At 71.7% G+C, this 13,380-nt stretch carries 12 protein-coding genes; 10 read left to right on the plus strand and 2 right to left on the minus strand.

Features of this window, described 5'->3' with window-relative positions:
• Positions 1-238: 238 nt before the first annotated feature.
• Positions 239-757: an EF-hand domain-containing protein gene (locus ACGFYU_RS31440; protein ID WP_393830713.1), complete on the minus strand. Its 519-nt coding sequence runs from the start codon at positions 755-757 to the stop codon at positions 239-241.
• A gap of 314 nt (positions 758-1,071) precedes the next feature.
• Here ACGFYU_RS31440 and ACGFYU_RS31445 point away from each other — a divergent pair, with 314 nt between their 5' ends.
• The 3 genes from ACGFYU_RS31445 to ACGFYU_RS31455 all read left to right on the plus strand — a co-directional run bounded on the left by ACGFYU_RS31445 (position 1,072) and on the right by ACGFYU_RS31455 (position 4,492).
• Positions 1,072-1,650 carry a sigma-70 family RNA polymerase sigma factor gene (locus ACGFYU_RS31445; protein ID WP_393830714.1) on the plus strand — a complete coding sequence of 193 codons (579 nt, stop codon included), beginning with the start codon at positions 1,072-1,074 and terminating at the stop codon, positions 1,648-1,650.
• Entirely contained in the window at positions 1,647-2,876 is a 1,230-nt protein-coding gene (locus ACGFYU_RS31450) for a maleylpyruvate isomerase N-terminal domain-containing protein (RefSeq protein WP_393830715.1), read from the plus strand. Before ACGFYU_RS31445 ends, ACGFYU_RS31450 begins: the two co-directional genes overlap by 4 nt.
• 776 nt (positions 2,877-3,652) lie before the next feature.
• Positions 3,653-4,492, plus strand: coding sequence for an NAD-dependent epimerase/dehydratase family protein (locus ACGFYU_RS31455; RefSeq protein ID WP_393830716.1), 840 nt, complete (start codon positions 3,653-3,655; stop codon positions 4,490-4,492).
• Positions 4,493-4,659: 167 nt separating this feature from the next.
• On the opposite strand, the gene ACGFYU_RS31460 is transcribed toward ACGFYU_RS31455, so the two are convergent.
• Positions 4,660-6,213: an AMP-binding protein gene (locus ACGFYU_RS31460; protein WP_393830717.1), complete on the minus strand. Its 1,554-nt coding sequence runs from the start codon at positions 6,211-6,213 to the stop codon at positions 4,660-4,662.
• Positions 6,214-6,348: 135 nt separating this feature from the next.
• Between ACGFYU_RS31460 and ACGFYU_RS31465 the strand changes: the two genes are divergently transcribed.
• The 7 genes from ACGFYU_RS31465 to ACGFYU_RS31495 all read left to right on the plus strand — a co-directional run bounded on the left by ACGFYU_RS31465 (position 6,349) and on the right by ACGFYU_RS31495 (position 13,364).
• On the plus strand, positions 6,349-7,563 hold the full coding sequence (locus ACGFYU_RS31465; protein WP_393830718.1) for an amidohydrolase family protein: 1,215 nt from the start codon (positions 6,349-6,351) through the stop codon (positions 7,561-7,563).
• On the plus strand, positions 7,563-8,717 hold the full coding sequence (locus ACGFYU_RS31470; protein ID WP_393830719.1) for an acyl-CoA dehydrogenase: 1,155 nt from the start codon (positions 7,563-7,565) through the stop codon (positions 8,715-8,717). Before ACGFYU_RS31465 ends, ACGFYU_RS31470 begins: the two co-directional genes overlap by 1 nt.
• A 5-nt stretch (positions 8,718-8,722) precedes the next feature.
• Positions 8,723-9,706, plus strand: a complete 984-nt coding sequence (locus tag ACGFYU_RS31475) for an acyl-CoA dehydrogenase family protein (RefSeq protein ID WP_393830720.1) — start codon at positions 8,723-8,725, stop codon at positions 9,704-9,706.
• A 324-nt stretch (positions 9,707-10,030) separates the two neighbouring features.
• The gene (locus ACGFYU_RS31480) at positions 10,031-10,528 is read left to right on the plus strand and encodes an ATP-binding protein (RefSeq protein ID WP_393830721.1); all 498 of its coding nucleotides are present in this window, start codon (positions 10,031-10,033) and stop codon (positions 10,526-10,528) included.
• Between the two features lie 383 nt (positions 10,529-10,911).
• The gene (locus ACGFYU_RS31485; protein WP_393830803.1) at positions 10,912-10,986 is read left to right on the plus strand and encodes a tryptorubin family RiPP precursor; all 75 of its coding nucleotides are present in this window, start codon (positions 10,912-10,914) and stop codon (positions 10,984-10,986) included.
• Positions 10,987-11,077: 91 nt separating this feature from the next.
• Positions 11,078-12,124: a cytochrome P450 gene (locus tag ACGFYU_RS31490; protein WP_393830722.1), complete on the plus strand. Its 1,047-nt coding sequence runs from the start codon at positions 11,078-11,080 to the stop codon at positions 12,122-12,124.
• Positions 12,114-13,364, plus strand: coding sequence for a cytochrome P450 (locus ACGFYU_RS31495; RefSeq protein WP_393830723.1), 1,251 nt, complete (start codon positions 12,114-12,116; stop codon positions 13,362-13,364). Before ACGFYU_RS31490 ends, ACGFYU_RS31495 begins: the two co-directional genes overlap by 11 nt.
• The last annotated feature ends 16 nt before the right edge of the window (positions 13,365-13,380 follow it).

Genomic DNA, 13,380 nt, shown 5'->3' on the forward strand with positions numbered 1-13,380 from the left:
CGCGGTTCGGGCTAGAACCCCCCCGGGGGCCCCGACCCCCACGATGCCCCCGCCAGGGATCGGCCGAGCTCCCGGCCGGGGAACCGGCTCCCGCGAAAGCCCCCGCCAGGGATCGGCCGAGCTCCCGGCCGGGGAACCGGCTCCCGCGAAAGCCCCCGCCAGGGATCGGCCGAGCTCCCGGCCAGGGAACCGGCCCCCCCGAAGCCCCCGGTCAGAACCGCCGAGCGCGCCGCAGGCGTCAGGCGTCCGGGGCCTCCACCCCGCAGTACGCCGCGAACGCCACCAGGATGTCCTCCTCCGCGAGGCGGCCGTCCCCGTCCGGGTCCAGGGCCGTCGCCACCCGCGTGGCCAGTTCCGGCGCCGTCCCCAGGACGCGGAGCACCCGCGCCGCCGCCACCGGCGTGGCCCCCGAGCCGTCCTCGTCCGCCACCGCGATCACCGCCCGCAGAAACGGCCGCGCGATCTCCGCGAACCGCTCCGGATTGTCCCGCAACCGCTTCGCCGCCCCGGTGATGAACTCCTCGCGGGACACCCGCTGGTCACCGTCGACATCGGCGATCCCGGCCATCCCCTGCCAGAACGCCTCCGCGCCCGCGAAGACGGCCTGGCCCTTGTCCGACCGGGCGGTGGTACCGAATTCGGCCAGGACGGCCTTCGCGGCCGCGCTGAAGTCCTCCCGGTCGATGTAGCCGGACCCGTCCTGGTCGAAGGTGGCGAATCGGGCGGCGATCTTGCGCTCGTATTCTGCGCTGTCCATATGCGGCGTTCCGCCTTCACGTGTGCGTGGGGTACAGATCAAGACAAGGCAGGAGCGTAAGGCCTCCGTGGCCTGCGCGTTAAGCGAAGTGGTCAAGGAGGTGGCCGCATCGAACCAGCGCACGGGAAGCGCGACGGGGCGCGTACAACTGTACCCATGTGCCGTCCGCCGCACCGGCGTTCACGCCGTGCCACACCCCTATCACGCAGGGCTCACTTCCAGGGCGAGGTTCTCCCAAAACGGGCGCACCAGGCCGAGTCCCGACTACATTCGATGCGTCGACACACGGCCACGGGCCACGGCTGGGGGCACTTATGCCGAAGGACGTACCACCGCGCTGGGACCGCCGCATGCAGCAGCGCCTCGCACGCGGCGAGGCCGCCGCGCTCGGAGAGCTGTACGACCGCTTCGCCTCGCTCGTGCACAGCCTCGCGCACCGGGTGCTCGGCGACGAGAAGGCCGCGGACCGCATCACGCGCGAGGTCTTCGGCTACATCTGGGAGAACCCCGACGCCTACGACCCCAAGCAGGGCTCCATGCGCTCCTGGGTCGCCCGCATCACCCAGGGCCAGGCGGTGGCCCGGCTGCGCCAGGCCGAACTGGGCCGGGGCTCCCGCGAGGAGCTGGAGCAGAAGGTGCGCAGCGCCAACGCCGCCGCCCGCGCGGACTACATCGTCACCTCCATGCCCGCGCCGCTGCGCGCCGCGCTGGAACTCGCGTACTTCAAGCGGCGCGACTACCGGCAGGCCGCCGCCGACCTCCAGATCAGCGAGGACGAGGCGCGGCGCCGGCTGCGCCTCGGGCTGCAGTTGCTGTCGACCGCCAATGCCCTCCCGCACGAGGACACCGCCCAGCCCGGATACGGCCCACAGGAATACGGAACGCGCCGATGAACGGCCCCGCCGAGTCGTCCGACGACAGCTACGAGGTACCCGGCGGCCCGATGCGGATACCGGGTCCGCGCGGGGCCGCCGACGACCTCGACCCGCGGCACGCGCCCCAGCCGTTGCCACTGCCGCCGCCCTCGCACGCCGTACTGAAGTCCCTGCTCGGCGCGTGGGCGTTGGCCGCCTGCTCCGCCGAGGAGACGCAGGCCGTGGAGGACCACCTCACCGAGTGCGCGCCCTGCGCGGAGGAGGCGCTGCGGCTGCGCGACGCGGTGGGGCTGCTGCATCCGGAGGAGACCCTCGACCTCAAACCGCTGCTGCGCTCGCGGGTGCTGGAGGACTGCCTCGGCAAGCGGCCGGCCCGCATTCCGGTTCCGGTGTGGGCGAACCCGTACGACACCGAGACCGCGCGGCTCGACGCGCTGCTCCAGGACTTCGGGGACTCCGAGTGGCACACCCCGGTCCGGCTGAAGTGGTTCGAGGAGGAGCGGCGCAGGTCGCACCGGACGACGGTGGCCGGGGTGATCGGGCACCTGCTGACCGTGGACGGGCTGATCGCCGGCGCGCTCGGGCTGGACGACCCGCTGGGGACGGACGCGCCGGCGGGCGGCCCGGCCGCGCGGACGGAGCACTTCTGGAAGGCGTCGGCGTACCCGGCGACGCGGCGGATCCGCGAGCCGTGGCGGGAGCAGGGGCACACGCTGGTGCGCACGGTCTCCTTCGCGGGCCGGGGCGTGGCGGAGCTGTCCGTGGACTACGGGGACTTCGCGCTGCCGCTCGGGGACGCGTTCCTGGAGCGGGCCTTCGAGTGCTGGGTGCACGCGTGGGACATCGCGGACGCGGTGGACTACCCGTACGAGCCGCCGTCCGGGCCGCACCTGCACGGGATGATCGACCTGGCGGCGCGCCTCCTGCCGGGGGCGCTGGCCGCGCGGCGACGGGCCGGGCTGGCCGCGCCGGCACGGGGCCTGGTCGCGGCGGGCGCGCCGGGTCGGACGCTGCACCTGGAGATCGAGGGCGCGGGCGGGGGCAGTTGGGACATCGCACTGGACTCACCGGCGGCGAAGCCGTCGGCGGACCGGACGGTGGCGGAGATCGCCCTGGACGGCATCGAGTTCTGCCAGCTGGCCGCGGGCCACATCGCCCCGGAGGACGCGGCCGCGGGCCAACATGGCGACCGCGAGGCCATCCGCGACGTCCTGTTCGCGGCGGCGTCACTGAGCCGGATGTAGGGGGGGCGGGGGCTCGTACGGGTACGGGTACGGCTCGTGCGGCTTGTATGGGTTTACGGCTTGTACGAAGCGACGCGTGGGCGGGGCCTTCGCCCCCTCTCACCACCCCTCCGGGGCGGTGGTTGCCCACCCGCCCCCCTCGGCGGGCTTCGTGGGGCACGGTGCATTGCCAGACGGGGTCGGCCGCACCGGCACCTCGCTCAGGGAAGCCGACCAGCTGGTCGAGGCTTCGGGGTTCGGGGGCCAACCGGATCGGCATCAGAGACGGTTTGGGGGTTTCCCGCCAGTCCCATAGTCCTTCCGGTGCGGGACGGCCTGTCAAGGGCGCTCCTTCGTCGCGTCGCTTAACGATGGCCTTCGGCCACCCTTGACAGGCCGTCCCACCCCGGAAAGACAAGGACTGTCGGGAAGCCCCCAAAAGAACGGTCACGGGTCAGAGACGCCTGCACGGGGCGGTCAGGGAGCCGATGCCTGCTTCCCTTGGCCAGCCAAGGCCCACTCCTCAGGTTGGGCGGCGACCCGGCTCGGGCATCACGGAGACATCCGCCCGGGCTCGTAGAAAGGCATGTTCCGGGTTGGGCGCGGTTCTACCTGCACGAAACAGCGGCGAGAAGCCCCTCGGAGGACGGTGGCGCGTCAAATCGCTACGCGCTCCTCGCGTCTCAGCGTCCGGCGGCCGTCTCGGACTGGGAATAGGCCGCCACTGATCGCTACGCGGCTGAGGTGATCCGGCGGCGATCAGCCCGCCATGGGCTGGGAACCACGACGATGAGAAGGTGATCGACGGCAGCGGAAGGATCTGGGGAGGCGCAGTGGGTCTGGGAACGGTGGCCATCACCGGTGCGGCGGGGAACATCGGCTCCGTGGTGCGGCAGGCGCTGCGAAACGACGTGACCCGACTGATTCTGCTCGACCGCACTCCGCTCCATCCGTGCGCGTCCAACGAGGAGGTCCACACCGTCGACCTGCGGGATGCGGCAGCCGTGGAAGTGGCTCTCTCGGGTGCGGACTCCGTGCTCCACCTGGGCGGATTGCCCGACGAGGCGCCCCTGGCAGCCCTGCTGGAAGCAAATGTCCTGGGGACCCACCACGTCCTCGAAGCCGCCCGGCGCACGGGAATCGACAGGGTGGTGCTGGCCAGCAGCAACCGTGTGACCGGTTTCTACCCGACCGCCCACGTCACCAGCCCGCACGAGCCGGTGCGTCCGGACGGTCTGTACGGGGTGAGCAAGGCGGCCATTGAAGCACTGGGGCAGATGTACGCGGACAAGTTCGACCTATCGGTGATCTGTCTGCGCATCGGAAGCTTCGAGGAGCGACCCACCGAGCTCCGCCACCTCGCAACGTGGCTCAGCCCGCGCGACGCGGTCGGCTACATCCGGGCCGCCCTCACCGCCCCACGCTCCACCCGCTTCACCACGGTCTACGCCGTCTCCGCCAACACCCGCCGCTTCTGGGAGCTCCCGGAGCAATCAGCCCTGGCCTACACACCCGTCGACAACGCCGAACTCCATGCCGCGAGCATTCCCGAAGCCCGCACCCCCGCAGACCCCTCAGCGCCACAGGCCGGCCCGTATGCCCTGCCCGATTTCACCCTGAAACACATTCCCCGCTGACTCCACGCCCAGGCAGACCCTGGTGCCGGACTGACCGCTGTCGCCGTCGCGGAGACGCTTGTAGCGATTTGACGCGTCCCCGACCCGGAACGGCCATGCATACGGGCCTCGGGCGGAGGTCTGCCTGGTGCCCGGGCCCCGAAGCCGCCGACCCAGCCTGCACCCCCCTACGCGTACCGCTCCCGCAGCTTGTACTTCAGGACCTTGCGGAGGGCGTCGTTGCGGGGGAGGGCGTCCACCAGTTCCAGTTGTTCCGGGAGTTTGTGGGTGGCCAGGCCTTCGGTGCGCAGATACGCGGTCAACTGGGGCAGGGTCAGGGGGGTCGCTCCCGTCGGCTGTTCGATGACCGCGCAGACGCGTTCGCCGCGTTCCGGGTCCGGGAGGCCGATGACCGCCACGTCCGCGATGCCCGGGAGTTGGTGGAGGAGGTCCTCTATCTCCTTTGCCGAGATGTTCTCGCCCTTGCGGATGATGACGTCCTTGCTGCGGCCGGTGAGGACCAGGTAGCCGTCCTTGGTGAGGTGGCCTAGGTCGCCCGTGATCAGGTAGCCGTCGGTGTCGAAGACCTGCGCCGACTGGTCGGGGTTGAGGTAGCCCTGGCAGACCGCTTCGCCCTTGAGGCGGACCTCGCCGTCCGTGTCCGGGGGCAGTACCGCTCCGTCCGGGGTCGTGATGCGGATGGACATGCCGGACGGGGGGCGTCCCTCGGTGGTGGCGAGGTGGTCCGGGGTGTCGTCCGGGGCGCCCATGGTGATCATCGGGACCTCGGTCATGCCGTAGCCGTGGGTCAGCTGGCAGCCCAGCTCCCGGACCACCGCGTGGTAGATCTCCGGCGGTTTCGGGGCCCCGCCGCCCGCCAGGAGGCGGAGGGTGGGGATGAGGGGCGTTTGCGGGGCCTTGCGTTGTTCCGTGAGGAACATCGAATAGAAGGCCGTGGAACCGCCGGCCACCGTGACCCCGTGGCGGCGGTAGCCGTCCAGGGCGTCCGGCATCGCGAACTTCTCGAAGAGGACGGCGGGGAAGCCGTACAGCAGCAGCATCACCGTGTAGTCCGGGCCCGCTATGTGCGCGAAGGGGAAGGCCATCGAGCCGACGTCGGACGGGGTCAGGTGCAGGGCGTGCGCGAGGCAGGAGCCGCCCGCGATCAGGGAGCGGTCGGTGTGCAGGACGCCCTTGGGGTCGGAGGTGGTGCCGGAGGTCCAGTAGATCCACCGGACGTCCGTGCCGGAGGCGGGGGGCGGGGGGAGTACGGACGGGTCGCCGTCCGGGAGGGCGGAGTAGGCCTCGAAGACGCCGCGCGCGCCGAGTCGCCGCGCCATCGCCGGGTAGTCGAAGCCGCGCCACACCCCGGGGACGGCGAAATACTCGGCTTTGGACTCCTGGAGGGCGAAGCCGACCTCCCGGTCCCGGTAGAAGGGGATGACAGGGGACTGGACGGCGCCGATCCGGGCGAGGGCGACCGAGAGCAGTACGGTCTCGATGCGGGTGGGGAGTTGCCAGGCGACGACCGTGCCGGGGCGTACGCCCATGTCGTGGAGGCCGGCCGCGACGCGCTCGGAGCGGTCGCGGAGCTCGGCGAAGGTGAGCCGGCGGTCGCAGGCCCGGTCCTCGGCCGCCTCGATGAGGACGGTGGTGTCCGGGGTCAGCGCCGCCCGGAGGGTGATCAGTTCCCACAGGGTCGCGGACCGGCTCAGTTCCGTTGCTGTCTCGGCGTCCGTCATCCCAGGCCTCCCCATAGCTGACGGATAGTCAGATCAAGCGGAGAGCGTAGAGCGCCGACGCTTGTCGGTCCAGGGGTGGCGGGGCTAGCTTGTTTCTGACGATCCATCAGATTGGCATCCGATTGGGGAGACCGCATGGGACTGGAACTGCCTCGGATCATCAGCGTCGACGACCACGTGATCGAGCCCGCCCACCTCTTCGACGTGTGGCTGCCGGCCAAATACCGCGACCGCGGTCCCAAGGCGCTCACCGCGGGCATCGGCGAGCTCGAGTACACGGGCGGCAAGTACGTGATCTCCATGGACCCGGACGGCCCGCCGACCGACTGGTGGATCTACGAGGACCTGAAGTTCCCGTACAAGCGCAACATCGCCGCCGTCGGCTTCGACCGCGACGACATGACCCTGGAGGGGATCACCCGCGACGAGATGCGGCGCGGCTGCTGGGACCCCAAGGCACGGCTCGCCGACATGGACCTCAACCACGTCGAGGCGTCCCTGTGCTTCCCGACCTTCCCGCGCTTCTGCGGGCAGACCTTCGCCGAGGCGCACGACAAGGAGGTCGCCCTCGCCTGCGTGCGCGCGTACAACGACTGGATGGTCGAGGAGTGGTGCGGTGACAGCGGCGGCCGGCTGATCCCGCTGTGCATCATCCCGCTGTGGGACATCGACCTGGCCGTGGCCGAGATCCGGCGCAACGCCGCCCGCGGGGTGCGGGCCGTGACCTTCTCCGAGATCCCGACGTACCTCGGGCTGCCGTCCATCCACTCCGGCTACTGGGACCCCTTCTTCGCCGTCTGCCAGGAGACGGGCACCGTGGTCAACATGCACATCGGGTCCAGCTCCCAGATGCCCGCCGCCTCCCCCGACGCGCCGCCCGCCGTGCAGGCCTCGCTCAGCTTCAACAACGCCATGGCCTCGATGATGGACTTCCTCTTCAGCGGGGTGCTGGTGAAGTTCCCGCAGCTGAAGCTCGCGTACAGCGAGGGCCAGATGGGCTGGATCCCGTACGCCCTGGAGCGCGCCGACGACGTGTGGCAGGAGCACCGCGCCTGGGGCGGGGTCCGCGATCTGATCCCCGAGCCGCCGTCCACGTACTACTACCGGCAGATGTTCTGCTGCTTCTTCCGCGACAAGCACGGGATCGCCTCGCTGGACGTCGTCGGGCGCGACAACGCGACCTTCGAGACCGACTACCCGCACGTGGACTCGACCTTCCCGCACACCAAGGAGGTCGCCCTCGACCACGTGAAGGGGCTGGACGACGAGACGATCTACAAGCTGATGCGCGGCAACGCCATCCGCATGCTCGGCCTGGATCTGGACAAGGACCGGGGCAAGGGCCGCTGATGGACCTCACCTACACCGCCGAGGAGCAGGACTTCCGGGCCCGGCTGCGCGAATGGCTCGCCAAGACCCTCCCCGAGCTGCCCGCCAAGCCGTCCCCGGACGACTGGCCCGGGCGGCGCGCCTACGACCTCGGCTGGCAGCGCCGGCTGTACGAGGCCGGGTACGCGGGCCTGCACTGGCCGGTGGACGCGGGCGGGCGCGGGGCCACCCCGACCCAGCACCTGATCTTCCTGGAGGAGGCGGAGCTCGCGGGGGCCCCGTACGTCGGGGCCAACTTCGTCGGGCTGCTGCACGCCGGCCCGACCATCGCCGCCGAGGGCACCGCGGAGCAGCGGGCGCGCTGGCTGCCGCCGGTGCTGCGCGGCGACGAGGTGTGGTGCCAGGGGTTCAGCGAGCCGGACGCGGGCTCCGACCTGGCCTCGCTGCGGACGCGCGCGGTTCGCGACGGCGACGACTACGTCATCACGGGCTCGAAGATCTGGACCTCGCACGCGGAGGTCGCGGACTGGTGCGAGCTGCTGGTGCGGACGGATCCGCAGGCCCCCAAGCACCGGGGCATCTCCTGGCTGGCCATGCCGATGGACGCGCCCGGGGTGACGGTGCGGCCGCTGCGCACGCTCGCCGGGTCGACGGAGTTCGCGGAGATGTTCCTCGACGAGGTGCGGGTCCCGGTCGCGAACCGGGTCGGGGACGAGAACGACGGCTGGCGGGTCACCATGGTGACGCTGTCCTTCGAGCGGGGCACCGCCTTCGTCGGCGAGGTCGTCGCCTGCCGCCGGACCCTGGGCGAGCTGGCCCGTACGGCGAAGGCGAACGGGCGGTGGGACGATCCGGTGCTGCGGCGCCGACTGGGGCGGTTGCACGGGGAGTTCGGCGCGCTGTGGCGGCTCACGCAGTGGAACGTGAGCGAGTCGGAGCGCACCGGCGGGGTCCCCGGGATCGGCGGCTCCGTCTTCAAGCTGGCGTACTCGCACGCGCGCCAGGAGCTGTACGAGGTGGCGGCGGAGGTGCTGGGGCTCGGATCCCTCTCCCTGGAGGAGGAGTGGACCCTGGACCGGCTCTCCTCCCTCTCGTACACCATCGCGGCCGGTACCTCGCAGATCCAGCAGAACATCGTCGCCGAGCGGATCCTCGGCCTCCCGAAGGGCCGGTGAGGGGCGTGGACTTCCAGCCGACCGAGGACCAGAAGGATCTGCGGGCGGGCGTACGGGACCTCCTGGCGGGGAGGTACGGGCGCGAGGAGCTGCGCGCCTCGGTGGACCGGGCGGCCGCCACCGGCCTGTCCGTGGACCGGGAGCTGTGGCGGGAGCTCGGCGCGGCCGGGTTCTTCGCGCTGCGGCTCCCGGAGAGCGAGGGCGGGGTCGGGCTCGGGCTGCCGGAGGCGGTCCTCGTCTTCGAGGAGGCCGGGCGGGCGCTGGTGCCGGGTCCGCTGGTCGCCACCCACCTGGCCGCCGGAGTGGTGGCGGGGGCCGCGGAGGGGGAGGCGGTGGTGACGGCCTTCGATCTGGACGGGGGGTTGGTGAGCCACTTGGGCGAGGCCGACGCGATGCTCGGGCTCGGCGGGGTGCCCGCAGGGGAGCCGGTGCGGTCGGCGGATCCGCTGACACCGCTGGTGCGGGTGTCCATGCGGACGCAGATCGAGGCGCGCTACAACATGCCCGGCCCCGAAGAGCGTGAGGCGGGGACGCTGCTGACGGCCGCGCTCCAGCTCGGCAGCGCGCTGCGGACCCTGGAACTGGCGGTGCGGTACGCGAAGGAGCGCGAGCAGTTCGGACAGCCGATCGGGGCGTTCCAGGCGGTCAAGCACCTGTGCGCGCAGATGCTGGTGCGGGCGGAGGTGGCCCGTACGGCGGTGTACGCGGCGGCGGTGATGGAGGAGTCCCTGGCGGAGCTGGCGGCGGCCAAGCTGCTGGCCGACGAGGCCGCCGTGCGCAACGCCCGGGACTGCCTGCAGGTGCACGGCGGGATGGGCTTCACCTGGGAGGCGGACGTGCACCTGCACCTGAAGCGGGCGTGGGTGCGGGCGAAGCAGTGGGGGACGGCGGCGCGGATGGAGGAGGTGCTGGCGGAGGAGCTGATGACGGAGGCGCGGTACCGGGCGGGGGAGCCGGGGAGCGCTGAGCCGTACGCTCGCTCGCTGTGACGGCACGGGCCGAAGGGTGGGCACGGGAGGGACGGCGCGGGACGCATGTCCGATTACAGAGAGTTGATATCGGTTTGTGTCCTTCGCCCGACTCCTTACGGACCGGAGTCAGGGGCCTGCTCCGGTACGCTCCCACGAATGCGAGCGGTTGAGCGGCGCGGGCGCCGCACAGTATGCACCACGCCTACTCCTTCGCGCGGGAATATGCCCGAAGCGCTTGTTGTGGTGACTGTATGTCAACCATGCTGCTCCGCAAGGGGATCACAGTGGGTGATCCCGTCCTGTCGCGAGGCGAAGTGTCCGCCGGTTCGGATGGTGTGAGCGGTGCAGGTGCTTCAGGTTCAGCTGGAGGTAGGACCGGATCCCGCCGAGGTCGGCCGGGCGCGCCGGTGGGCCCGGTCCCGGTTGGCAGGGTCGGGCATAGGGGATGACGAGCCGCTCGCCGAGACGCTGGTCCTGCTGATCTCCGAGCTGGTCACGAACGCGGTCGTGCACACGGGCTGTCCGGCCGTGCTGCGGATGCTGTTCGGGGGGCCGGGGGTGCGGGTCGAGGTCGCCGACGCGAGCGACCGGGCACCGTCCCGCCGGCAGGCCTGCGGTGACGACACGGGCGGGCGCGGCCTGGAGCTGGTGGACGGTCTCGCGGACCGCTGGGGCTGGCAGCGCGAGGGCGCGGGCAAGCGGATCTGGTGCGAGATCGACCGGGCGGAGAAGGCCGCGTCGGACCGCGCGGCGGACGGCCCGGGCCGGGCGCCGGAAGGCCGTGCCGAAGGCCGCGCCGAAGGACGTGCCGCCCTGCGGGAACCGCGCGTGTACCTCTAACGAGGTGTTGACGGTTCGTCACATGTTGATCACCCTGGTGTGGAGCGATTCGACGCGAGGGGACGCCAAGGGCAGGCCTTGACGAGTGCGGGTCGCGGGGTGGCGGCTGCCGTGCCGCGCTCGGGGCGTGCATGCGCGTACGCCGCCACCCGCAGGACCTCTTCTTGACGCGCCACTCGCACGTAAGGCGTCTCGGCGTTCAAGCCGAGATAAAAAGATGCACGCCCCATTGAATGAGCGCCGGTCGCCTGTCTATGGTGGCGGCGCGTGCCAACGGGAAACACCCGCGCTCTTCTCCTACCGGGGGAGTACGTGCGGGATTTGGCCTGCTACCCACAATTCGGCCACCAGCCACACATGGGAGAGGGGGTGCGGCGATGAAGATGCTTTTCGCCATCCGCAACGCTGTTTCCGGTCGGAAGAGCCTCAAGGCCAGCGCCTGGTATTTCTGGTACTAGACCGGCACGACCGCCGCCCCGGTCGCCGGCCCCGTCGCCGGCCGGCCGGGGCGGTATCCGACGGCACCGACCGGCCCCATCGGAGTCCCGCATGCCCCTCTCCTCCCCGCCGACGGCCCGGACCACGGAGTTCGCGCCCCGGCTGGCCGCCCTGCTCCGCGACCACACGGGTCGGGACGCCTTCCGGCTCGAACCCGACACCATGGGCGTCGCCGGGCCGGAGCTCGCCCTCCGGATCCTCGCCGCCCGGCGCGCCACCGAGACCGAACGGCCCACGTTCAAGCCGCTGCACGGCCGCTCCATCGAGCGGAACGAGGCGTCGTCGGTGATGCGGATCATCGGCCGTGACGTACGGGAAGCCCTGGAAAAGCCGTTGCCCAAGGAAGCGGACCTGTCCGGTCCGTGGCCGATAACCGGCCATTTCTTTCTCAGGGATCTCATTCTCGGCGACGATCCCTACCGGCTGCGCATTCTCATGAGCCGCAATCTCGAACTCACCCCGAAGCTCACCTGGTCCGTCATAGCGGCCGGCGCCGCGATTCCCTGGCGGAAAAGGCCGGGAGCCAGGACAACCGGAATATCCGGGCTGATGGCCGAAGCCGCCGGATACCACGACCGCCGTTATGCGATGGGCATGTACCGGAGGGCGGCCGCCCCGCTCTGCTTCACCGTCTCCACCCTCGTGGCGAACGCGCTGTGGCTGGGCTCGCCCTTCGATGACGGCGTGTCGAACCGCCACATCATCCACGAGGCCGCGCGGCTGCTGCCGCCCTCGTGGAACATCCTGCGCTACGCCTCACCCGAGTACACCGCCCTCGACGAACGCATCGGCGACGGCGACGACATCCTCGTCCTGCCGCTGCTGTCCCACCGGGACCCCGCGCTGTGGGAGGACCCGGAGGCGTTCCGGCCCGAGCGGTGGGACCACCTCGACCCCGACGCGGCCCCCGGATACCTGCCCTTCGGGCACTCCTCCGAGCGCTGCTGGGGCCGGCACATGGTCATGCCGCTCGCCGAGCTGCTCCTGGACCTGATCCGGGGCGCGGGGCTGGTGGTCGACCCCGGGCAGCGCAGGGCCAAGGTCCCGCTGGTCGGGCTGCTCGGGGTGGAAGACGTACGGCTCGTCCATGGGCGGTGACGGCATGGGGGACGGCATGGGGGACGGCACGGAGGAGGTGGACACCTCCTTCTTCGACCATCCGCACCCCGTCCTGCGACGCTGGCGGGAGCGGGGCGACGGGGCGCACCGGGTCCGGATCCTGGGGGAGGCCCCGCTGGAGGGCTGGGTGATCACCGGGCACGCCGCGTGCAAGGCGGCGCTCGCCGATCCGCGGCTGAGCAAGAACGCCGCCACCGAGGCCTTCGACCGCAGGGGTGGCGCCGACGAGGGGCCGGGGCCCGGGCGGGCGCTGACCGCGCACATGCTCAACACCGATCCGCCCGACCACACCCGGCTGCGCCGACTGGTCCAGCAGGCCTTCACCGTACGGCGGGTGGCCGCGCTGCGGCCGGTGATCGCGGCGCATGTCGAGCGGCTGCTGGACGGCATGGATGCCGTGGAGGGTGGCGAGGAGGTGGACCTCGTGGCGGAGTTCGCCGTGCCGCTGCCGCTCGCGGTGGTCTTCGACCTGCTCGGCGCGTCCGACGGCGCCGCGGAGATCCTGGCGGCCTGGGCCGCGACCCTGACCGGTGAGGAGGGCGACGGGGAGGTGTCCGTCGGGACGGCCGAGGCCCTGGTGGGCCACATCCGCGCCCTGCTGCGGCACAAGCGCACCCGCCCCGGCGACGACCTGCTGTCCGAGCTGATCGCGGCCCGCGACGCGGGGGACCGGCTCACCGAGCCGGAGATCACCTCGATGGCCTTCCTGCTGGTGGCGGCCGGCCACCAGACCACCGCCAACCTCATCGCCAACGGCGTACACGCGCTGCTCACCCACCCCGAGCAGCTCGCCGCCCTGCGCGCGGACCCCGCGCTGACGGGCGCCCTGACCGAGGAAGTCCTGCGGCACGAGAGCCCGTTCTCCATCGCCACCATGCGCTACGCCACGGAGCCCGTGACCATCGGCGGCACCACGATCCCCGCCGGTGACTTCGTACAGATCGCGATGCTGGCCGCCAACCGGGATCCGGCGGTCTTCCCCGACCCGGACCGCTTCGACCTGACCCGCCCGACGGCCGGCCACCTGGCCTTCGGTCACGGCATCCACCACTGCCTCGGCGCGCCGTTGGCCCGTCTCCAGGCCGAGATCGCCTTCACGGCGCTGCTCCGCCGCTACCCGGGCCTGCGGCCGGCCCCGTCCGCCCGTACGGCCGAACCGCACTGGCGGCAGAACCCGCGGCACCGGGGGCTGCGCAGCCTGCCGGTCCTGCTGCGCTAGCGGTCCGCAGGGCGCG

Source organism: Streptomyces sp. NPDC048337 (assembly GCF_043201175.1).
Taxonomy (GTDB): domain Bacteria; phylum Actinomycetota; class Actinomycetes; order Streptomycetales; family Streptomycetaceae; genus Streptomyces.

Bases quoted from the DNA above. Each gene is read 5' to 3' on its own strand.
- ACGFYU_RS31460 (WP_393830717.1), bottom strand. From the start codon at position 6,213: ATGACGGACGCCGAGACAGCAACGGAACTGAGCCGGTCCGCGACCCTG.
- ACGFYU_RS31470 (WP_393830719.1), top strand. From the start codon at position 7,563: ATGGACCTCACCTACACCGCCGAGGAGCAGGACTTCCGGGCCCGGCTG.
- ACGFYU_RS31490 (WP_393830722.1), top strand. From the start codon at position 11,078: ATGCCCCTCTCCTCCCCGCCGACGGCCCGGACCACGGAGTTCGCGCCC.
- ACGFYU_RS31445 (WP_393830714.1), top strand. From the start codon at position 1,072: ATGCCGAAGGACGTACCACCGCGCTGGGACCGCCGCATGCAGCAGCGC.
- ACGFYU_RS31450 (WP_393830715.1), top strand. From the start codon at position 1,647: ATGAACGGCCCCGCCGAGTCGTCCGACGACAGCTACGAGGTACCCGGC.
- ACGFYU_RS31495 (WP_393830723.1), top strand. From the start codon at position 12,114: ATGGGCGGTGACGGCATGGGGGACGGCATGGGGGACGGCACGGAGGAG.
- ACGFYU_RS31465 (WP_393830718.1), top strand. From the start codon at position 6,349: ATGGGACTGGAACTGCCTCGGATCATCAGCGTCGACGACCACGTGATC.
- ACGFYU_RS31440 (WP_393830713.1), bottom strand. From the start codon at position 757: ATGGACAGCGCAGAATACGAGCGCAAGATCGCCGCCCGATTCGCCACC.